General features: G+C 42.9%; 11 protein-coding genes. 1 reads left to right on the top strand and 10 read right to left on the bottom strand.

Translation table 11 applies throughout. The features are described from left to right. Positions 1–50: 50 nt before the first annotated feature. Entirely contained in the window at positions 51–365 is a 315-nt protein-coding gene (locus AAGU76_RS02030) for a LysM peptidoglycan-binding domain-containing protein (protein ID WP_342483767.1), read from the bottom strand. Between the two features lie 143 nt (positions 366–508). Between AAGU76_RS02030 and lexA the strand changes: the two genes are divergently transcribed. Then, positions 509–1,132 (top strand): transcriptional repressor LexA, encoded by a 624-nt coding sequence (gene lexA / locus AAGU76_RS02025; protein ID WP_342483766.1) that lies wholly within the window; start codon positions 509–511, stop codon positions 1,130–1,132. Positions 1,133–1,189: 57 nt separating this feature from the next. On the opposite strand, the gene AAGU76_RS02020 is transcribed toward lexA, so the two are convergent. The 9 genes from AAGU76_RS02020 to mutL all read right to left on the bottom strand — a co-directional run bounded on the left by AAGU76_RS02020 (position 1,190) and on the right by mutL (position 22,750). Next, a complete protein-coding gene (locus AAGU76_RS02020) occupies positions 1,190–2,872 on the bottom strand; it encodes a S8 family serine peptidase (RefSeq protein ID WP_342483765.1) in 1,683 nt (560 codons plus the stop codon). A gap of 68 nt (positions 2,873–2,940) precedes the next feature. After that, positions 2,941–9,141 carry an S-layer homology domain-containing protein gene (locus AAGU76_RS02015; RefSeq protein ID WP_342483764.1) on the bottom strand — a complete coding sequence of 2,067 codons (6,201 nt, stop codon included), beginning with the start codon at positions 9,139–9,141 and terminating at the stop codon, positions 2,941–2,943. 59 nt (positions 9,142–9,200) lie between these two features. Further along, a complete protein-coding gene (locus AAGU76_RS02010) occupies positions 9,201–15,236 on the bottom strand; it encodes a DUF5011 domain-containing protein (protein WP_342483763.1) in 6,036 nt (2,011 codons plus the stop codon). Then, positions 15,229–15,501 carry a hypothetical protein gene (locus AAGU76_RS02005; protein WP_342483762.1) on the bottom strand — a complete coding sequence of 91 codons (273 nt, stop codon included), beginning with the start codon at positions 15,499–15,501 and terminating at the stop codon, positions 15,229–15,231. Before AAGU76_RS02005 ends, AAGU76_RS02010 begins: the two co-directional genes overlap by 8 nt. A gap of 79 nt (positions 15,502–15,580) precedes the next feature. Continuing rightward, positions 15,581–18,028: a LuxR C-terminal-related transcriptional regulator gene (locus AAGU76_RS02000; RefSeq protein ID WP_342483761.1), complete on the bottom strand. Its 2,448-nt coding sequence runs from the start codon at positions 18,026–18,028 to the stop codon at positions 15,581–15,583. Positions 18,029–18,293: 265 nt separating this feature from the next. Then, entirely contained in the window at positions 18,294–19,586 is a 1,293-nt protein-coding gene (locus tag AAGU76_RS01995) for a methionine gamma-lyase family protein (protein ID WP_342483760.1), read from the bottom strand. Between the two features lie 3 nt (positions 19,587–19,589). After that, entirely contained in the window at positions 19,590–19,826 is a 237-nt protein-coding gene (gene hfq / locus AAGU76_RS01990) for an RNA chaperone Hfq (protein WP_342483759.1), read from the bottom strand. A 19-nt stretch (positions 19,827–19,845) separates the two neighbouring features. Beyond that, positions 19,846–20,823 carry a tRNA (adenosine(37)-N6)-dimethylallyltransferase MiaA gene (gene miaA, locus AAGU76_RS01985; protein ID WP_342483758.1) on the bottom strand — a complete coding sequence of 326 codons (978 nt, stop codon included), beginning with the start codon at positions 20,821–20,823 and terminating at the stop codon, positions 19,846–19,848. Next, a complete protein-coding gene (mutL, locus tag AAGU76_RS01980; protein ID WP_342483757.1) occupies positions 20,786–22,750 on the bottom strand; it encodes a DNA mismatch repair endonuclease MutL in 1,965 nt (654 codons plus the stop codon). Before mutL ends, miaA begins: the two co-directional genes overlap by 38 nt. Between the last annotated feature and the right edge of the window lies 1 nt (position 22,751).

Here is a 22,751-nt window from a genome sequence, read left to right as displayed (position 1 = left end):
AATTTATTATATGCATTGAAAAGATGAATGTCAATAAAAACTTAACTGTATTAATCTACACTCATAGGAACTTTAATCACATCGCCGGGATGGATAGAAGCATTATATATGCTGTTTTCATTGGATATTTCATAAACAAGTTCCCTTATGTCCGTATTGCTGTCAGCAGCATAGCTTGATGCAATTGACCAAAGGGTGTCTCCGTCCTGAACGGTCACCAGGTCAAACTGAGGTATGTCTTTGGAATATGCATTGAAAGTTGCAGTAAATGTAAATACAAGAATACTGATTGATAATATCGATAAAAACATAAATCTTTTAAACTTTTTTATATTGGTTACTTTGTACCTGTTTAATATTATCATAATCCACCTCGAACATATTTTCTGTCTTAATTCTAACAGAACATCTGTTCGATGTCAACATCTATTTGCAATTTTCTCAAACAAATGTTTGATTTATTGCTGGAAGTATGGTAATATAAAGAAAAAACAAAAGAGGTGGATCCATGAATTATGAAGGCTTAAGCGATAAGCAAATCAAAATAGTTCAATACATAAAGAATGAATTGTCACTTAGGGGCTATCCTCCGTCAATCCGCGAAATATGCAAGGCTGTAGGTTTAAGCTCTACTTCTTCTGTACATGCTCACCTGAACACGCTGGAAGAAAAAGGTTATCTGAAGAAAGGCACCAATAAGAGACGGGCTCTCGAATTGATAGACATAGACGACATATGCTGCAATCTTCCCAAGAAGGAAATAGTCAACGTTCCCATCATAGGAACAGTCACTGCCGGCACGCCCATACTTGCCGTTGAAAATGTGGACGACACTCTCCCTATCTCTGTTGACTTTGTAGGCAACAAGGAATCCTACGTTCTCAGAGTAAAGGGTGAAAGCATGATTGAAGCCGGAATATTAAACGGAGACTTCGTAATTGTTAACTCCCAGAACACCGCTAAAAACGGTGACATAGTAGTTGCACTCATAGACGATGAAGCCACGGTCAAGACATTTTACAAGGAAAAGGATCATATACGGCTGCAGCCGCAAAACAGCTCAATGGACCCCATACTTGTAAAGAATCCTTACATTTTAGGTGTTGTAAAGGCTGTCGTAAGAAAATATTGATAATAAAACCTCATGAACTCACTTTTCATTTCACTGTGAAGTTCATGAGGTTTTTATTTATCTCAATTTTCCTTTTATGAACATGTTCATATTTTCATCCACCGCAACCAGATATGTGTCTGAGGCATCTATGAAGACAATGTTTTTCAGGTCCTCCACATTGCACGTACCACTGATGTTCCTCCCCTTTGCCACAACGGTGCCGTTTGACTTTAGTCCAGCCACAAACCCGTCCCCCGCTGCTATTTTCACTATGTCTTTCCATCCGTCCGTTTGGCACTGATTGTAAAAATTGTCCCCTGCTGCAAGAACCCTGCCCTCTGAATCAATTCCATAGGTGTTTTTCTTTCCGGCTGAAATGTAACGTATGTTTTTCCAGCCGTATGTGTCCATCTGCCCGTAAGCGTTGTAGCCTGCAGTGAAAACCCTGCCGTCTGAGTCTAGTGCTGCCAGATGATGGGATCCGCAGTCTATCTGTGTTATATCCTTCCATCCGGAGGTCATGTTTTCAAGAAAATCTGTAACGTATACACTGCCGTCATTTGTCAGACCAGCCGTGAAATTTTCCGATAGAGAAAGACTTTTCACGTTCACCCAGCTCCTTAATATGTTTCTGTTGAAAAGGTTGTGTCCGCTGGCCATTGCATTGCCTCTTATGTCAATTGCAGCTACGTTGCCGCTTCCTGCATAGGCCTTAAGCACATTTTCCCAGTTTGAGGCACCGGCTGTCCCGGAGGTATTGCCGTAAAAATTGATTTTTTTATCATTTACGCTTATTATGCGGCTTTTGCCTGCAGAAACCTTAAAATCCGACGAGTCAAAATTTTCTTGAGATGATGTGTCTTCCCTGCTTTCATAATAGCTTGGCGGTATTCCGGCACTTTTATAAATACTAAGGTATTCTGCAGCTTTTGAAATGTTTACGGCACCGTATCCGCAGCCTTTTTCTTCAAGGGATGCGGCTGTGTCATACAGAGCATACAAAATGTGTTCGTGTTCTATTTGAGGAAATTCGCTTATAAGTTCTGCAATTATGCCGCTTAAAGCACCTGCAGAGAATGAGGTCCCGGTTTTTAAGGCTAGGGTGCTATTTGAAGGAAGCAGCATATTCTCACCCTGAAAAACCAAATCCACTTTATCATTGCTGTTCGAAAAATCACTTTTTCTCCACCGTCCATCCCCGGTCAGAGAACATGAGCCCACTGAAACAACTCCTTCATACGATGCTGGAAAACTGTATGTGCCGTAACCGCTGTTGCCTGCCGCTGATACAAATATCACCCCTTTTTCCATTCCATACCTTATTTCATCATACACACGGGAATTTGGAGCTGTACTTGAAAAGCTCATGTTTATTACATCGGCTCCGCTGTCCACAGCAAAACGTATTGTCTGGCTCAGAATGTACCCGTAATCTGTCTGAGTATCCATTACATCAATCTCAATGGGAAGAATTACAACATCGCTTTTATCCCGCAGGAAAAATTTAGAAGTGATGTCGGCATATTTCAATGCTGCTCCTGCAACGGCTGTACCATGGCACTCCGGATCCTTCGCGTTCTCATCCAGCAAAAAGCTGCTGCCCTTCATGCATCTTCCTTCAAGAAGTTCATGTTCCGAGTCGATGCGGCTGTCTATTACTGCTATTATAGTGTCTTCTTCCTTCATATGCCGGTAGTTTTCGGTCGTGCTGAAGTTTAGAAAAACGCAAAAAGCCAGTGCAGCTATTTTCAGATTCATAAGTCACCTCTATAAATGTATTAAACTTCAATGAAACAGCCGGCAAAATTAAATTGCCGGCATGTACACTACTTCAAAACCTTGATGAGCTGGTAAATCATTACGGCTGTTTCTGTTCTTGTTGCGCTGTTTTGAGGTCTGAAGGTATTGTCGTCGTAGCCCTTGATAACACCAAGCCCAACCAATTTTTGAATTTCTTCTGCAGCCCATGGACTGATGCTCGTGCTGTCGCTGAAATTTCTTGTGCTGTCAGAACCCTTCGCGAGGCTTCTCCCGATCATGGCAGCAATCTCTTCCCTGGTAATGTAATCATCCGGAGCGAAATAATTTTTGCCGTCGATATATTTTCCGTTAACAAGTCCTTTCATCACAGCAGTTTTAATGTAAGGCACCGCCCACTGGGGTATGCTGCTGCTGTCTTCAAACTTAAGCTCAATACCCTGTGCTTTATGCACATCAATGCTGCAGGCCATAACCAGAAGCTTTATAAACTCGGATCTTGTTATGTTTCGTCCCGGTCTGAAAACAGTTTTTCCGTCTGAATCATAGCCGTCAACTATATTAAGGAAGTTCAACCCGTAAATATAATCATATCCCCAGAAGTCGGAAGGCACATCATCAAATATGCTCTGCGTCGCATAGTTCAAAGCTATGTATGTTCCGGGTCTCGTTATGTCAGCAGTAACTGTCCATTTGTCCAGGGACATGGTGCCGCCCTTGCAGATCAAAGCACCAATCTCTTCATCAAAGTAATATACATATGCGCTGTCATAACCGTTCACGGGAAGGGTAAGCTGTGCCGGAACGGCAAAATCAGTAAGAAGGCTTATATAGTAGGGGCTGCTGGCTGCATAGGCCCCTGACGGAACATTCATTTTGCTCAGTATGGCAGGAATGTCGTTGTAAATGTAAATATCTACATTATCCTGATAATAAGGCAAGGCCTTGCTAGGTACATTCAGAATCACTCCGTCATCGGTTTTGATGATGCCGCCGCTTATAGACATGCTGCTTCCTGCCAGCCATGTAAGCTCTTCCTTTGAATAAACCGGAGGATAATACCTGCTGCTTTGCTTCTTGTCTCCGGATACTTCCACTGCAATGCTGTCGCTTAAGGAACAGCTGTCAGTAACATATAATTCTGCCTTAACTATGATTGTTCCGGCATACTTTGTTGTAAGAACCCCACCTGCACTGACATAAGCTATGTCGCTTCCCTGCGTTATGCTGTATTTCACAAGATTGTCAGGTATTTTTTCGCCCATATCTTCGTCTGTGGAAGCATAGGTTGAAAGCTGCTGTGTCATGCCGTTTGCTGCAACTTTGTATTCCGGCACAAGTGTTATGTCTTTAATGTTTATCATGTCATTTAAAACACTTAAATTTTCGCTGGTCACATTGCCTGCCGCGTCCCTGGTTTCAACGGTTATTTCCGAAACAAATGATGTTCCAAGGTCAACCTCACGAGAAAAATTACCGTCTTGGTCAGACGTGCAGTTTACATTGTTTATTGAAACAACGGAGTTAGGTTCCGTGGTGCCTGAAACTGTAACCTTTCCGTTAAGTGCTACATCTCCGTTTTGTGGTTTTGTGATTATGAGAGAAGGTGCTTTGTTGTCCAGCTCAACGGTAAATTCTTCAGTTAACGTGTCACCGCCCTGATTTTCATAGGTTGTTATAAAATAGTTTATTCCCTCTTTCAGAGTCACATTTTTACTGAATGTTGTAACAAATCCGGTTTCAACTGGAAGTTTGTTTCCGTTTTGTTCCACTTTATACAAAACAGGTGTATCAGAGGAGCTGCTTATGACGGCATTTTTTGATTTTGTAACGTACTTGTAGCGCAGCTGGTCTATTCCGTCATTGTCCTTTTCAACATAAGACTGCTGAAACATCTTGTCATCTGCAGATCTTATTTCCGTGTAAACGGAGATTTCCTCCGGAGCTGAAACACTCACATGACCGCAAGAAGGTATGCCGACGGTTACACCGCTTAAGTCTGACGCAGACAAAGAAGCTGCCAGCGCAGTCTTTTTCGTGCCTACGGCCCTTACGTCAAAATAATACGTCACCGTTGACGGATTCATTTCGTCAAGTTCATCTCCGGATACTGTTATCTCAAACCTGTCTTTTCGCTCGCCGTCACTGTTTACCTCATATACAGCATAAGGAGAACCCGTATCGTATTTTTCGCCGGAGCTTTGCTTTCTGTAAATGAAGTACCTGCTCATTGTGTAATCGGCATCCCATGATATTCTTATTCGGTTGTCTCCTATGTCTTCCACCGCGAGCCCCGAAGGTGCATCCGGCGTTGTAGGGTTTAAGATTTCAAGCATGCATACCTTGTAGGCCGAAACAGTGTTTTCCTTTTCTGCTTTTGCATATATATAGTATGTCCCCGTAGGCAGATTCAATTTCTCCGTTGTGAATGTTCCATGTTCGCCGTCCTTTGTAGGCTCGGTGTAAATAACTCCATCCTCAATCTGTACCAGGCCGCCTGTAGCTTGATCGATTTCAGTTTTGTACTTCATTTCCTGACCGTAAAGCAGATTTCCTTTACCCCAAAGATTAGCCGGGCTGTTCAGTTCATCCTTGCCAACCTGATCGGAATTAATGATATACAGTCTGAAGGTGTCCGGTTCGCCGTTTAAAATCCAGTTAGCGGTTATTTTTCCGTCGCTTGCGTATGTTGAATCAAGGCTTGTTATTTCAGGATTTTTCATGGATGAATAAGGCAGAAGCTCCATGCTTCCATTGGTGACTATTGCCCATGGGCCATCTTCAGGCGAAGCCAAGGGTATCGAAACCATGTATTCATATTCCGTATCTGTGAGTTTCACTCTTTGTTTCACTGCAGCAAGGTCGAAGCCTTCATAATCTATGTCGCGGATGTTGCCTTCCGGATCAACCAGGTCTGTATTGTTTATGAATTTCAGCTTCATGATTTCTCCTGCCGGATTGATTATCTTTATGCTGTCCTCATTAAGGTTCTGATACTGTTCTTGTGACATTTTTAGAACCAGTATGGCATTGCTGCTTCTGGTAAGGTTGAGCTCGGTTATGTACTGTGAGTTTTCACCTGAGCTTCTGGTAAACTGAATTGGCACAAAGTTGAATCCGTATTCGGCCACAAAACCGTCGCTGTATTCCACGTCTATTCCGTGATTGGCTCTTTCAAGTTCTTCCTGCAGTTCAAGGAATTCCACATTGTTTGTATAGAAATAGTACTTTATGCCGATGTCCATTCCAAGAGCCTTTGCAGAACCTGCAATGCTGTACTCGGTTATTTCGGTGCCTACTCCTGCAAGCTCAAGGCCTCCGATTATTGGTATGATTTCAGGGACCTTTACCGTAAGTGTCCCTCTGCCCAGGAAACCCTCTCCTTCAAAGTATGATACCATAACATTTCCTTCGAACACATAGTAGATGATGGTACCTTCAACCCTGAGCCCTCTTTTCTCAATGGTCGGATCCAGCGTCCACCAAACAAATTTTGAATTTACATTTCCTATCTTCATCATGTAGACATAAGCAGAGGAATCGGTTATGTAGTGAAACGGAGATACTTCAGCCTCCCCTTCCATTGAAAACAGATTGTAGCTTTGGAATGACATGGCTTCAATGGTGTCGGAAATGGAAAGTCCAAGCACAAAGGTGATTGGGAATGCTCCCTGAAAGCAAGTGTTTTTTATTCCTCCGGAAAGGCCTGATATTCCTATGGGTATGGGAGGTGCAACCTCTATGGCCTGGGGAAAGGAGCCGCTTACGTAATACTCGTCAAACCTGCCGCGCCTGAATCCTATGCGTGTCTTTACGCCTGCTGAAACCGGAAGAAGGTTTCCAACGCTGACGCCTATTTCTACAGCAACATGCTCTTCACGTGTATTCAGTTCAAGAATCGCATCGGTTCCGGAGAACAATGACATTACAAAAGGCATCTGGAAAGAAAATTTTCCGTCTATGTTCAATCCGTCCTGGTCCATGGTTATGGTTCCGAGCTCAGCCTGACAGTAGCCTGTTCCAAGCTCTCCCAGAAGCTTTTCAACTTCTTCGCTTGTTTTATTGTAGTTTGTCATGTAGGTCAAAGGGTTAAGTATGCTCATTGAACCGTTTATGTCTATGCCATAGGTATTGAGTGTGATGCTGTGAAGCTTTATGGGTATGTTTTTATATGAGACGTCGTTTGTGTAATTGGCACCGGGCTTATCCAGGTCATAAACCATCCTTACCTTTGTGTCTTCATCCTCCATGCTGCTGTATGTTTCAAACTTAAAGCCGTATTGCGCTATGATTGCCTGGGTGTATGAATTGCTGTTCTCGTTTGTTATTTCGCACCAAAGGGTGCCGTCATCCGCCCATATGGAAGCATTCAGTGGATTGGTGTTTATTCTTAGCGTTCCGCCTGCAAACTTCAGTGTGCTGTTTATGATTACGGGATTGCTCAAAGTTGCGCCCAGCGACGTGTACGTACCGTCACCGTTGTCTATGAATATGCCTTTAACAGTTATGTTTTCTTCAGGGGTGTTCTTGCCGTCGCCTTTCATGACAACAGGAAGCAAAATTTCCTTAACAAGATTGTGGGAGTAGCTGATGTCATCAGATATGGTGACGGAGCTTTTGAATGTTTTGCTATGACTGCTGTTTCCGGTTGCTGCGGCTGCCGAAATGTACAAATCGTATGTGCCCAAGGGTATGCCGTCAGGCAGTACAACGCTTATGACCGAATCAGAAGTGCAGCTTATGGAATTCATGCCTATGGTGAAGTCTTGATTTCCCTTAATGAGTTTAGCTTCCATAAGCTGACCCGCAGCGCTGCCAAAAAGGCTGAAGCCGCTGCCGTTTACAGATACAGTCCTGTACTTGTCAAGCACATAAAATGGAGCCTTGGGAGCATAATCAAGAAACGTCACTTCCGGCATGGTATTTTCACTGCCTTCCATGATCAGAACCTTCGTTATTCTTTGGGTTGTCATTCCCTCAGCTCTGAAAACAACAGAATAAGCGGACACGGTGAATTTCTCCTGAACCTTTGGATTTATTTTCCAAATGGTTCTGTAAAAATCACCTTTCGTAACGCTGCTTAAGACAATCTTTTGGCTTCCTTCAACCAGCTCAAGTTCATCCGGAAGCTCCAGTTCAATTTGAGCATTCAACAGATTCGAAGAATTGTCAAAATTGTTGTCTATGTTGAATTCAGCGCTGACGTAGTCAACTGTGTAACCGGATTTGTCCTGCTTCATGTTCAGCTTGTCAGTACCCTGAAGGCTGATGCTGTAGCTTGGAGTTCCGTCCTTTTGTGAAGCATCACCGACCCCGTAGGATGTTTTTACGGATTTCTTACCTCCGCTTTCAAGCTTCTGGGGATTGTAGTACAACACTGCGCAGCTATCCTTTACTGAATAGATGACAGTTGAGTTGTCGGGATATGTTCCGTTAGGACCTTCGTACAAAAGTCCGTCAACCAGCACCTGTATAATTGATTTGTCTGGGTCTATGGTGTAGTCCCACTTAGTCTGTGAAACATCTCCCCAGGCAGCAAATTGAAGCTTGTCCGGTTTTGTGAGCCCTTCGCCTGAAACGGTGCCCGTTGCAATTATTTTAGGGCTTAAATATTGATCAAAGGCATACCAGACGGACGGTATTTCATCTGCAGTGAATTCAGCTTCTTTATATATGAATCCCCCTGCGGGTATTGTCAGAGCCGGAGAATCAACTGAACCTAATTTCGTATCCAGAAGAAGCCTCAGTCCCACGGATTTGTCTGTGCTGCTTTTATTGACCATCTCGTATTCCACATATACATTTCCTACGCTTGGCAGTTTTGGATTGCTGACGAGCGATATTTTCTGGGTTATTACTACATCCTTTGCAGACCACTGGCTGATTATACTGTTTGTTTCTGCATCTATGTACGGTGATGTGGTGTAATGGCCCTCAATTCCCATAAAGCCGTAGGAGTTTCCAAATATGAAATCTTCTCCGTCGATTCTGACTGAGGCATAGGATGTTTCCGGACCCTTAAAGCGGTTGGCATAAAGCAGGTCCTGATTGTCATCAGTACCCTTGTTCGGTATTCCGCCTACTGTTTCAGCAATGAAGCGTCCGGTCTGTTTGGCTGCCGTTACCCGAATTATGCCGTTATCTATCTGCACAACCGGTTCATCCCAGCTGTCCTGAGTTTGTGCAAAAGCAGCAGGAGAGGCTGCAACGGAGATAATCATCGATATGCATAATACAAGTGAAGTCAGCTTTTTTGATGTTTTGAACATATTTCTCTCCTTTCTTAAAATATGCAGGTGATCCTATGACCACCTGCACCACATTATAGTTACTTTTCAATAAAGTTAATTTTAAATATGCGGGTGTTTCTTTCCTGATCCTGAACATGGAACGTGTATATGCCCTCGCTGACCGTAATTGTTCCTGATTTTGACAGGTATTTGCCGTTTTGCTTGAAATAGGCATTGTCGTAACAGTTTCCCGAAGAGTCTTTCTCTCCCGCCTGATACTTAGCTGTATAGGAACCTTCTGTTCCGACAAATTCCATATAGATTATCCCGGAGTCAGGAACCGTAACGTTATAAATATTCTGACCGAGCAAATCGACTATGTTATTTTCAATGATGACAACAGCAGAACTTATATCGATTACATGAACTTTTCTGGTTTTACTGCTGGTATTTCCTGCCTTGTCAGTTACAGTGTAAACCACTTCGTAGTAATCACTTCCTGATGCAATTGCTGTGTTAACGCTGTTCTGTACCTTTACGGCGCCTGTAATGTCTTTGTCTCGGTTGTCATAAGCAGTTGCTCCCTGATCATAGTACTTCTCGCCTTTTCTTATGTACACTTCACTTCTTCCGGTGATACTGATTTCAGGAGAAAATGTATCGATGTTTGTAATCGGCACTATGAATGTTGATGTGTTTCCGTACTTAGTGCTTACCGTAAAAATATACCTGCCGTTGTCTGAAACAATGTATGAACCGTCAAGGTCATCCCCGGAGGAAGTAAGCATTATGGGAACCATGCCGCACTTCAGTGACGCACCTTCTGATGAACCGTCCATAACTTTGAAGCTTATTTTTAATGGTTTGTTTGTTAAGCCTGCATCGTAGTCCACTATAACATCTGGCACACTCTTGTCAATCCATGTGACATTTGCTGTCAGGCACCCCTCATCTCCTCCTTCCACAAGGTTTATTTCCCGATAGTTGAAGTCTTTGGTTCCGTTTTCCCTGAACACATAGGTCGGGGAAGCTTGTTTTTCGGAAATTGCCACATTGCCATCTGCATCTATCGTTTCAACGTTTTCGAACCTTTGTACAGCCTTGTTGGCCAGCATGGAAACCACAACATCCCTGTTTGTGTAGTCCATGGTGCTATAGTTCAGCTGAGTAAGAAGAGCTGCTCTGTCTATTTCATCTATGGTGAGCGTGTAGCTCATCCTGTTGCCCAAGGTGTCTTCAAACATCAGGTTTTGTACACTTACAGGCTGAAGGCCGTCAGGACAGTACGCAAACACATACTTGTAGGCGAATTCAGGATTTGATTCAAGCACATAATCCTCATCTGCTATAAAGTCAGCGGAGCCTATTAGTTTCACAGGTCTTGAATCCTGCTGTCCGTATGGAAATATAATTTCTGTGATGATATTTTGTTTTGTCTTGTATCCGGAAGGAATGACTATGTTTTTTTCCCCTTCATCCACCTGCTTGTCGTTGTCCTTGTCGTACCATACATACTTGGTCACCGTGGGTTCGGGACATTTTTTATCAATCCAGTCAACCACCGATACATATTCAACCAGTGCTCCGTTTTCATTTGCTGCGAAGCTGTATCTTCCGTTTGATACAAACATGTATTCGTTTAAACCGCAGTTGTTCAAAGCCTCAAGCATCGAATTAAGGTTTGCCTTTACGCTGCCGGCTGTAAGCAACGGACCCGACGGGTCATATGTTATGGCAGACGGTGAGGTTGAAACGGTCATGGCCGGAACAATGTTTTCATGTATGCAGTCAATAGCAATGCTGTAGTTCGTATGACTGCCGTCAGGAAATTCAACATCAAAGACGTATGTGGCGTTTCTTGACAAATGTGCCGTTGCCTCAACATTTCCTTCATTTGCAACAACATTTGTCATTACGCCGTACATGTCCCTTATCAAAGAGCCATAAGGCATGGTTATTGTTGCTGTTGCATAAGCTGTGACATTATGCTCGTCCGTTTCAGGTACAACGGAAAAATGAATATCGTCAGCCGTATAAACAATGTTATTAATGTCTATGGATTTTGCGTACAGCTTGTCAGCGTTTTTGTATACTATTACATATGTTCCGCTGTTGAAGATTTCAGTGCTGTTACCTGTAAATTCAAAGGATCTTCCGAAGCTGTCATACATTTTGTAGTATTGGTAATCGTAAGGTTCAACAGAGTTGTCAAGTGTTATGGTTCTGTTTGATACGGTGTAATGCAGAGGGCTTCGGGAGGAATCCAAGAATTCTGCTGTATATTCTCCCTTGTCCATACCGTTTACAACTACCCTGCAGCTTATGGCACCGCCGCTTGTTGTGAGGGCTGGTACAAGTCCGAACACCTGGCTGTCTGAAATTTTGTAAACCTTGCTTACGCTTATGGCAGACATGGAAGTGGCGCTGAACTTATCATATACCTCCAGGCTTACTATCTTATCTGCTTGTGCTGTCTGAATCCTGATAGGTATCTCAGGTCCCAGGTATGCGCCGTTTTCTTCTCCTATGGTTATGCTTTGCGTTTCAATGGCCTCTTCAGGTGCAAACCCGTGAACGCAGACACCCGATCTGAAATAATTGTTCCATGCCTTTACAAAAAGGTAACTGCTGCTGTTAAGCAGGTTGCCTTTCGCGCCGGAGGAAATTTCTATTCCGGATGTTCCTGTTGCTGACAGTGTCCATGAGGACGGAAGATCAAGGTTACTATCTGACCAGCCATACTGTATGCTTGTGTTTTCTTGGCTTGAGGAAACATTAAAAGCATGCAGACTGCTGACAGGATTAATTGTCAGGGAGTACTTTCGAAGCGTCTGAACGATGCCAAAGGGCCCCTGTGCTTTTACTATGTTGCCCTTATCTTCTGAATTGTATATTTCAACTTTTGATAGTGTGTATGTGCCTCCCTTGCCTCCGGTGTCCCAAAGCTCAGGGTAATTAACTCTGACCATGGACAAATTAGAAGGTTCATAGCCTTTGCCTGCATTTCTCCGGAAGCTTAAGCTGTATTCCTTGACTACAATGTTGCTGTCATTTTCCGCTTCCTGCCAGGTTACTCTCATGCGGTCAGCCTTTTGCAGCTCCTCTATGAAGTAAAGCCTGTCATCGACAGCCACCAGCGCTTCATTGCCGGCGAGAACCTTATCTGTAACAGTTATTAAAAATCTCTTGTCATTTATGTTTTCATTCAGGACATAAAATGGACCGAATACTTTCTCGGAACTTTTTCCGAATGAATTTTCCGCATAAACCGACAGGTAGTACATCCTGTAAAGCTCGCTGCTTTTTTCTGCTACTTCCGGAATAACCGGTGAAAATTCTATTTTGCCGGTATCGGTGCCCAGTGACACAGAAGTTCCTCCTATGGCTCCGCCTGTGGTCACAAGGGATGTGTTCGCATTGTCTACCCAGCCGTAATTAAGCGTGGAAAGAACTCCAATGGGTTCCTCCGCCACCACCTTTATGGACGGATTTGATGCATCGTTGTAGTCCGAGGCAGTAAGGTATCTGTTTGTTGAAGATGCCGCATCAGACATGGTTATGCTTGGAGGAATTCTCGATTTTTTAATTGTTGCCACGTTGTTGTTAACCACGGTTACATTGTTTGAAGTGACATATTTCAGGTGAACTCTCTTTTCTCCGGACAATGTGACGAAGGAGTCTCCTCCTTTCTCCATGTTGGTCAGTGATGCTCTGAAGCTGGATTTCATAAGCTTTGGATTCGTAGGATCCTGAGTGAATGCAGTTCTTGCAAAAATAGCTTCGCCCCACTCTTCAGTGTTTACAGCAGTTGCGGCGTACATGCTTCCCATGTCAGAGGGTATTTCCTCTGTGAACTGGGTGATGTCCCTTCCGCATACTTCAATGATTATGTCTTTAAGTTCAGCAGAGTCACTGTTGTAAGTCACGCTGAAGTCAAGGTTTTGTGTTTCCTGATTGTAAAGTATGGAGCCTATTCCTATTATAGGACTTTCAATGTTCAGATTCATTTTTTTTATGGTCACGTCCCCGAAGCTTGAATAAAGTGCCGCTGTAACGGTGTAGCTTCCTGAGGTTCCCTTTACCGATGAAATTGGAATGTCATATTTGTTCGTAGAGGTACTTTTTCCTAGGGTGCCGCTTGCCGCCACAGCATTGGTCACTCCGGTCTTGCTTATGGACCACATGATATTGCTGAGATTTGAATTGTCTTCGGGGTTAACATCAAGGCCTATGTCCATGGTGTGGTTTCTTACGGCTCTGTAATGGTCTTCGGCAGTGTTTCCGGCAGGAGTCTGCCCTGTGCAGCTGCATCCTCTGTCTGTAAATGAACCTTTCACCGGGTTGCTTTCAAGCATTTGAATTATGCCTGTTGAAACATCTCCTCCCAGGGCCATGCTGCCTGTCCTGTATGCAGGTGAAGAAATGGAATCGCCCACATAGGGAATCACATATAGGTATCCCTGTTCAAACATGGGTTTAAGGTATTCGGCAGTGCCGTCATCTTCATATGATACGGGGATAGTCAAGGCTTCTGTCTCACAGCTGCCTGTTTTGAATAAAACCTCTTTCCAGCTGCTCTTTTCGTCGCTGAATTTTGACAGCAAAGAATCATCCCTGTTGCTTACCCACCTGTAATATACCTTTGCATTTGTCAGCATGCTGGCAGGAACAACGCTGCTGTTTAGGGATAGAGTCATGGTAGTGAGAGCATCGGTTGTTCCCGGTGAAATGTCTCCGGAGGACAGGTTGAACTTTGCGTTATTTTTGTTGAGAGTCGCTCTTATGGGATCAGAATCCGAGATAAAAAAGAGATTGCTGACTCCGTGATTAATCTGGTTTTTGGCCAGATCCGCAGAAGTTGTCGTGAGGTCATAGATTCCGGTCTTCGTAAATGTTATTTTGCTCAGTTCCATGGGAACTTCTTTTTTTGCAGTGGAAACCGGCTGATTTTCCAGGTCTCCGACTGTCCATCTGTTTCCGATGATGCTTATTGATGTGTTTTTCAGCGTCAGACTGTAAGTAACGCTTGAGAGGCCGAACACATCGGTTATTTTCATATCATTCAAATTGTTTATTTTAGAATCGTATGTGTTTAAGGGCGCCTGGTAGTCCATTCGTTTGCTGCACTCGATTCTGTTAAGGTCTGTGTATGCTTGCTGTAAGGGATTCCCCATGGTGTCATTTGCACTCAGAGTACAAAGTCGTACATTTGTGTAATGGTCACTTCTTCCGCCAGTCATGTTTATTCTGAATTTATAGGTTACCTTGCCTTCGTTGTTGGATATCTCACCTACATAAATCAGGTCAGTTATGTACTCCCTTTCGGCGGTGTTCTTTAGAAAAACCGTGTTGTTCACCCCAAATGTGCAGTCCTCATCCATGGTCACATAGATGGAAGGATCATTCTTGTTAATATCCTGCCTTATGTACTGATTTCCGCTGTTGTCTGTAGCCGGATCGGATATGCTAAGGACCTTGGGACCTGTTTTATCGATGATTTTTCCATAGATGGAATGGACATCGAAGTTCAGGTTCGTGTTAAATGCTCCCCCTCTTCTTTCACCGTACGCGCTGAACACCAGGTAGTATGCATCACTTCTGATGTACGGACTAGTAACTTTAACATCGCCCCAGTTGTTGTTTAAATCATGTTCTGCACTTGCATATTCGGTCAGATAAACTCCTGTGTTGCTGTATGGAATTATGACCGCCTTGCCAAAATCACCGTCCAGGTCATAGTTTCTGGCATTTACGGTGCACTCGGCGTAAAGGTCTCCTTTTTTCACTGCTCCGAGAAGCTTGCTTTTCTTCAGGTCTATGCAGAAGCCGAAGGAACCAGTTGGTCTTTCGCCCGGAGTGACGTAGCCTATTGTCTTATCAATTTTTCTTGTCCAGTACACATCAGCATTGGTAAAAAAAATATCATCGTACAATGGTCCTATTCCTTTTTTTGGCAACGGGGTACTAGAGTCATCGAAGTTATACGATATATCCTGGTAATGGTACTGGATATTTTTGTTCATAGATACATTGTCCATGGCAGGTACGGCAGTTCCCGCATAGGCATAAAAAGGAATAAAGGCTGCAGCTACCATCATAACCGCCAGGACAAATGAAATAGTTTTATTAAACATATTTACCTCCTTCCCATAATTTTATGAAGTTATAATTGGGAACAATCTCTTCAATGTTTAGGTTCACCTGAAATGTTCCCGAGTTCCATTCCAGATGGGTGGGAAAAACTTCGACTTTCTCCCACACCTTTTTATCCTTTAAAGGACTGAAACGAAACTGCACCAATAAGCTGCCTATGGGGAATTCAACATTGCTGCTATCCGAAAATTGAACGCTTAAAGTATTGTCATCCTTAGGAACTGCGCTTATAAAGTAAAGTATCACCATCACCTCCACAAAAAAATATCCCCCTATAATAGTATAGGGGAATAGATGAAAATTTCCATCGGTCAAAAAGGCTTATTTATATGATATTTATCCGGGCGGCTTTTTCCAGAGCCTCACTTTTTCTGCTCACTTCGAGCTTCTGATATATGTTTTGGATGTGGGTTTTAACGGTAGAGGTTGAAATTATAAGTTTTTCTGAAATTTCGCTGCGGCTCATGCCCTTTGACACAAGCTTCAGGATTTCCACTTCGCGCTGTGTCAGTATGGTGTTATTTAAGTTTGAAACTACATCATCATATCGTGAACAAAGTTCAATGATTTTTGAAACATACTCCATGTTAATCCCGTCATTTTCATGTACCCCATGAAGTATTGGAAGCAAATTTGCTCCGTTTTCTGCAAATGGCATCATTATGCCGTCTGCCTGTCCGATTGATAGAGCATTTAGAAGATTAGATTTTGATTTTGAAGCATTGCCTCTTTTATAAGCTGCAATGGACAGATTAAGGCAGTTATGAATAAATCCAAGCTGATTGTTGAATATTTTAAAATAGTTGTTGAAGGTTTCGCACAGTGCTTCAGCTTTTGCCCAGTTTTCAGACAAGATGAGCGATTTACCATACACAACATACGAAAACACAGCTCCCTGCATAAGGAGCGAATTTATAGTCATATCGCCATCACGAATCCATTTTGGAATGTTCTTGTATTCCCCTGCACATGCGTAAATGTAGCCAAGACACAGGTCGTAGGTGTTGAGAAGTATTGACTCAACGTTTGATTCCACATCAACTCCCAGTTCCATGAGCACATGAAGAGCTTCCGTATACCTGTTCTGCAGAATATAAATTCTTGCCAGAGTAAAAACAGCACAAACTGCCATTGATGTCTGATGTGAAGATCTTGCTTCATAGAGAGATTTGATGGCTAAAATTTCTGCGCTGTAAGCATCGCCCGTCTCCAGGCAGTATTCAGCACTGCACAATGCTTCAGAACCTACTCCTGCCCCTCCGGATGCTCTTGCATACTTTTCAAGGGGAGCTTTGGAAATTTTTTTATAGGTTCCTGGCTCCCTGTAATATATGTAACTAAGGTGGGGGCTTCCAAAGGAAAAAGGTCCCTGAAAGCTGGAAATAACAGAAGCTCTTCCTTCAAGAAGCTCCAAAACCGCATCAGTATGGAATATCATCGTGTCCAGATCATTAAATGACAAAAACACCTTTATGAGGTGTATGGCAGCCTTTATTTCTGTCATGTCGCTGTATGTGTAGTGTCTGACCGGCAGCTCTTCTTCAAGCCTTTGCAGCAGGACGGCACCCTTTTTCTTATCGCCCGTAATGATAAACATCAAAACAAATTTAAGATACGCTATAGGGTGATCGTTCAGCTGCTTTTCCGGCAGGAAGTCGAAATAATGGAACATCATTGGTCTGTCTGAGGATTTAACGTAAAGCGCCGGTTTTTCCAGCTCTTTAAGCATGGTATCATAGTCTTCACCTTTGAACAGATAGTAAAATCCCTGATTTATGTGGTTTCTTTCAAGGTGCCAAAGTCCTACCTGTCTGTAGATTTCCTGTGTGTCAATGCCCAAAAGTATGGCTTCCTTAAACAGAAAGCTCCTCAGCACGCTGTGTATGGTATACTTGTTTGTTGTCAAATCAAGGTTTATAAATGCGTTTTCTCTGCATAGCCGTTCAATTTCATATTCAAGTCCAACAATACCCGTGATGCTGGATGCCATGTCGGCCGTGAAATCATCCGGTATGGACAATAAACACAGCAAGTGCCTGGTCTTCGTGTCATAAGCTTCATAGAGAGCTTTTTTCAGAAGGTCGCTTATTTCCGTTATGTTTGCCAGGGGTATGCCCTGAGCAAGCCCGCGGCAGACAATGTAAAGAGCCGCAGCCCAGCCTCCTGTCAATCGTTGGATATGAGAAATTTCATCTTTTGTTATATACATGGACATGTTGGAAAAATAATTTTTTACATCTTCATCATTAAATTTTAAGGTGTTCTGGTCAATTGAACAAACCAGGTTCTTGTCGGTCATTTCATGGAAGTCATATTTGAGAAGGTATCGGCTGATGATTACTATGTGGCAGTTTGGAATGCGGTTTTTCACAGCAGACATCAAAAAATCAGTCAGCATTTCATTTTCTGCAAACTGGTAATCGTCCAGCACCAGAACGAAATCATCATGAGGTGAATTCGTTTTCAGCAGGTTTATGATTCTGGAACACTGCATGCTGTCCCGAGGAAAACCAAGCCCGTCCATGGAATTACCCAGCTTTTCATGGATATCGGAAATTCTTTTTGTGAAGACACTCCAAAAATATCCGGTGTCCCTTGAAGCCTCGTTCAGCGAAATCCAGATGTGTCTCAGACCGCTATTTGTCAGGAATTGCTTCACAGCAGTTGATTTCCCGTAGCCCATGGGTGAAGTGACTATGGTCAAAGGAAATTTGCTTATTTTTGAAAGTTCCCTATTGATCCTAGGTACGTAAATAGTCGAATGCTTTTGCATATTATTCCCTCCCCTGGAAATATATTATCACAAAAACTACAAATTTCAAATATTTTGTAAATATTTCGCAATAAAAAAGTTGCTCCGCAACTCCGCTATGGGGACCTACGTCCCCCTTCGGCGTAAAAACGCTTGCGCATTTTTGACTCCGCACCCCCCCTAACGGCAAGGACGTCCCGTCCTTTGCAATCCTCGTATTTATAAAATAAGAAAGAGAACTTTCTTATTATATAAAAAATCCGTATTTTGACAATACGGATTCCTGCTATATTTTGTTTTTAACTTCTTCAAATTCCATCATCTTCTGAAGGGACAGCATCACACCCAGCTTGCAGTGATCGTAGAACAGTCCGCCTTGGATGTATGCTATGTAGGGCGGTCTCATGGGTGCATCTGCGCTTAGTTCTATGGATGAACCTGAGACGAAGGCTCCGGAAGCCATTATTACCTGGTTTGTGTAACCTGGCATATCCCATGGCACAGGCGCCACGTGGGCATCAACAGGGGATGCTGCCTGCACTGCTTCACATATTTTAACAACCATGTCCCTGTTGTTGAACTTTATGGCCTGCACTATGTCGCTTCTTGAATCATCCAAGGTTGGAGTCACTTCAAATCCCAGGGAACTGTAAACCGCACCGAACAGCATAGCTCCCTTTACAGCCTCGCTTACAACGTGTGGTGCAAAAAACAGCCCCTGCAGCGTGTTTCTGGTGGTACCGAACGTGAGGCCTATTTCCTTTCCAACTCCGGGGGCTGTTAGCCTGTTTGCCACACGGTCTATTATTACTTTTTTGCCTGCCACGTATCCTCCCGATAGGGAGATTCCTCCGCCGGGATTTTTTATGAGAGATCCAACAATTACGTCGGCTCCTATGTCTGAAGGCTCTATTTCTTCTATGAATTCTCCGTAGCAGTTGTCTACCATTATCCAGATATTCGGATAAACTTCTCTGATCTTAGCGATGGCGTTTTTTATTTTCGCCAGTGTCAGAGCCGGTCTGAAGCTGTAGCCTGTGGAACGCTGTATCATAAGAAGCCTTGTCTTAAGCGTTACTGCCTTTATGGCGCTTTCCCAGTCTATGTCGTTGTTGTAAAGCGGTATTTCCTTGTACGTTATTCCTGCTTCCTTCAGGTTGCAGGGTTCGTTTCCTTCTTCACCAAGCACAGTCAGGAGAGTGTCGTATGGTCGCCCTGATATGGCAATCGCTTCATCGCCGTGTTTAAGCAGTGCTGACAGCGTCAGGTACAGAGCGTGGGTTCCGGAAGCTATGGATGGTCTCACGAGGGCATCTTCAGTATGGAAGACGGATGCGAATATTTTTTCAGCCTTTTCCCTTCCTACGTCATCATAGCCGTAGCCGGTGTTCCAGTAAAAATTCGTGTAGTCCAGCCTGTGCTCCTGCATGGCGTGTATTACCTTGTACTGGTTTGCTTCCCTGGTTTTTTCGATTTTTTCAAAGTGCTTTTCTTTTAAATCTTTTTCAATTTTTGTTACATAGTTAAAAACAGTTTCGCTTATGCCAAACTGTTTACATAATATTTCTTCTGTTGACATTTATTACTCCTCGATTATTTCGTTACTGAACAGTCTTACTTGTTTGTAAGGCAGTATTGATGTTATTGCATGTTTGTAAACAAGCTGTTGTCCCTTGTCTGTCTCTATAAAAACCACATAGTTGTCAAAGCCTATAACTGTTCCTGTAAGCTTGTATCCGTTGTTCAGAAAAATGGTTATGGTAATCTTTTCTTTTCTGACGTTGTTTAAAAAAGAGTCTTGCAAATTGATTGTATTCATACGTTTCTCCTCTCTTGTTCTATACATTTAAGTATTCGAATATATTTTCTAAAATATCATCAACTTTATGAACATCTTCAATTTGAAACCACTTCACATTTTCATCCTTCTGAAACCATGTGAACTGTCTTTTGGCGAACCTTCTGGTGTTGCGTTTCAAAATATTCACAGCTTCTTCCAATGACACGTTTCCATCTAGATATTCTATAATCTCTTTATACCCTATTGCCTGCATTGAAATCAGGTTTTTTTCATAGCCTTTGCTTAAAAGCGATTTTACTTCTTCAACGAGGCCGTCGCTGATCATTTTGTCGACTCTTTGATTGATTCTGTCGTAAAGAATCTTTCTGTCCATGGAAAGACCCACCAGGATACAATCATACTTGCTGCTTTTTTTTCTGATGTCGGTGTAGCTTTCGGAAAATTTTCTGCCTGTCAGGTCATAAACCTCCAGGGCTCTTATTACCCGCTTTACATTGTTTTTGTGTATCCTTTCGGCTGAGGCAGGGTCAATTCTTTTCAATTTGTCATAGAGGGCGTCTTCACCGTGTTCCCTGTGATAGTATGTGTAATATTCCCTCAATTTTTCATTGGACTTCGCCTGACCGAAATCAAGGTCATAGATGAGAGAATTGACATACAGGCCGCTTCCTCCAACAATGACCGGTGTCTTGCCCATTGCCAGAAGACCGTCTATTGCTTTTTCAGCTTCATCCTTAAAGTCTGAAACAGAATAGTCTTCATCGGGATTTATCAGGTCGATCATGTGATGTTTTATGCCCTTTTTTTCCTGTTCTGTAATCTTGGCAGTACCTATGTCCATGCCTTTGTATATCTGCATGGAATCTGCGGATACAACTTCAGAATCAATTTTTCTGGCAAGCTCAACCGAGACATAGGTCTTGCCCACCGCCGTCGGTCCAACTATAACAATTATTTTATTTTCCATGATTATTCCTTTAGTCTTGAATTCTTTCAAACATTCTTTCAATTTCATATTTTGTCATCTTGATTATCACCGGTCTTCCGTGAGGGCAGGTGTATGGGTTTTCGGTGTGTCTTAAGCTTTCCAATAAAGCTTTCACCTCTGCTGCATGAAGCTTGTCGCCTGCCTTGACCGACATGACGCAGGCATTTTTTATTATCTTGTCCAGCAGCAGGTTCGTGTTTGTTTTCCCTGCATCCTTCAAAGAATCCAAAATGGTGAAAAATACGTCACGGATGTTTGAGTTTATGAATATTGTCGGTATGTTATTTATAAGTATAGCATTCATTCCAAAGTTTTCAACAGAAAATCCCAAATTTTCGAATATTTCCATATTGGATGAAACTCTTGAGTAATCATCGTAGGATAAATTGATCACTTCGGGTATTAAAAGCTCCTGCCTTTTTATGTTCATGGCGTTGTACTCACTGAGGAACTTTTCGTAGTTTATCCTCTCGTGGGCAGCATGCTGGTCTATCATGAACATTTCAGTTTTATCCATATTCTCACATATTATGTATGTGTCCATGAGAATTCCCACGGTAGAAAGCTCAGGGACCTTGCAACTTGCCTTTTCTTCGGTTTCAAGGAATGTTTCCTGTACCTGCTGTTCAAAATGCTCTATCTGATCATTGAGTTTCCCTGCTTCATGGCTTGAAGGGGCAAGAGATAATACTTCTGTGACGGAGTTTTCAAAACTGCCGCCCGAAATTACCGCACATTCATCGTCCTTTATGGCCTCTTCAAAAATGTTTCTTTGTTCTTCATGAATGGTAACATCCTTAAACCTTATATTCTGAACTGTTTCATCAGACACTGGCGCATCATTGGATATGATGGAACTGCTGTAGCCCTGTGGTTTTTTCTCAAATATAGAAAAAACATCAGTCTCTTTCGTGTCCTTGTATTGGGAGGATGCGACAGTTTCCTTCTTCACTTCCTTCATGATGTTTCTGGAATGAAGAGCCTGAAACACAGCTTTTTTAACCTCGCCAAGAACATAATCCTCATTTTGGAATCTAACCTCTGTCTTTGCCGGATGTACGTTCACGTCAACTTTAGACGGATCAATTTCTATACGGATGAAGCACGCAGGGTACTTGTTCTTGGGAAGAAGTGTGTTGTATGCCGCTTCAATGAAGTAGCTTATCCTTTTGTGCTTGATGTAACGGTCGTTTACAAAAATGACCTGCTGCTTTCTGTTTCCTCTGTAATAGTTCAGATTTGTGGTATAGCCTGTGATTTTCAAATCCTCTGTTTCATGTTCAATCTTAAGAAGCGAGCTGTACAGATCCTTCTCGTAAAGGCTTGAAATGGTGTTTATAAGGTTGTTTGTCTTCGGAGTACGAAAGGCCACGCTGCCGCTGTTAACATACTTGAAGGATATGTTTGGTTTGCTTAAGGCCAGAGAAACAACCACCTCATTGATGCTTAAGCTTTCTGAGGAGTCGCTTTTTAAAAATTTCTTGCGTGCAGGGACGTTGTAAAACAAATCCGACACTGTTATGGTTGTTCCAACGGGGCATCCCACATCTTCCTTAAACTTAATTTCTCCTCCTTCGATGGACATCTTTATGCCGTAATCGTCAAGAGACGTTCTTGTTATGACTTCAACCCTGGCTACGGCTGCTATGCTGGCCAGTGCCTCGCCGCGAAATCCCAGCGTATAAAGGGAGCTTAAATCCTCAGATGTTTCAATTTTGCTGGTGCAGTGCCTTTTAAAGGCATCCTCCACCTGATCCTTTTCAATGCCCTTACCGTTGTCGGTTATTCGTATGAGGCTTTTGCCGCCGTTTTTAATTTCCACCGTTATTTCGTCGGAACCTGCGTCAATGGAGTTTTCTGCAAGTTCCTTCACTATGGATTTAGGGCTTTCAATAACCTCACCTGCTGCTATCTTGTTAATGGTGTCATTGTCCAACAAATGTATTTTAGCCATC

The organism is Sedimentibacter sp. (genome assembly GCF_038562225.1).
GTDB lineage: Bacteria > Bacillota > Clostridia > Tissierellales > Sedimentibacteraceae > Sedimentibacter.
The sequence above is the reverse complement of the archived record's forward strand: the minus strand, read 5'-3'. Positions and strand labels throughout refer to the sequence as shown.

Coding starts and splice junctions, on each gene's coding strand:
- AAGU76_RS02010 (WP_342483763.1), bottom strand. CDS start 15,236: ATGTTTAATAAAACTATTTCATTTGTCCTGGCGGTTATGATGGTAGCT.
- AAGU76_RS02020 (WP_342483765.1), bottom strand. CDS start 2,872: ATGAATCTGAAAATAGCTGCACTGGCTTTTTGCGTTTTTCTAAACTTC.
- lexA (WP_342483766.1), top strand. CDS start 509: ATGAATTATGAAGGCTTAAGCGATAAGCAAATCAAAATAGTTCAATAC.
- hfq (WP_342483759.1), bottom strand. CDS start 19,826: ATGAATACAATCAATTTGCAAGACTCTTTTTTAAACAACGTCAGAAAA.
- mutL (WP_342483757.1), bottom strand. CDS start 22,750: ATGGCTAAAATACATTTGTTGGACAATGACACCATTAACAAGATAGCA.
- miaA (WP_342483758.1), bottom strand. CDS start 20,823: ATGAAATTGAAAGAATGTTTGAAAGAATTCAAGACTAAAGGAATAATC.
- AAGU76_RS01995 (WP_342483760.1), bottom strand. CDS start 19,586: ATGTCAACAGAAGAAATATTATGTAAACAGTTTGGCATAAGCGAAACT.
- AAGU76_RS02015 (WP_342483764.1), bottom strand. CDS start 9,141: ATGTTCAAAACATCAAAAAAGCTGACTTCACTTGTATTATGCATATCG.
- AAGU76_RS02000 (WP_342483761.1), bottom strand. CDS start 18,028: ATGCAAAAGCATTCGACTATTTACGTACCTAGGATCAATAGGGAACTT.
- AAGU76_RS02030 (WP_342483767.1), bottom strand. CDS start 365: ATGATAATATTAAACAGGTACAAAGTAACCAATATAAAAAAGTTTAAA.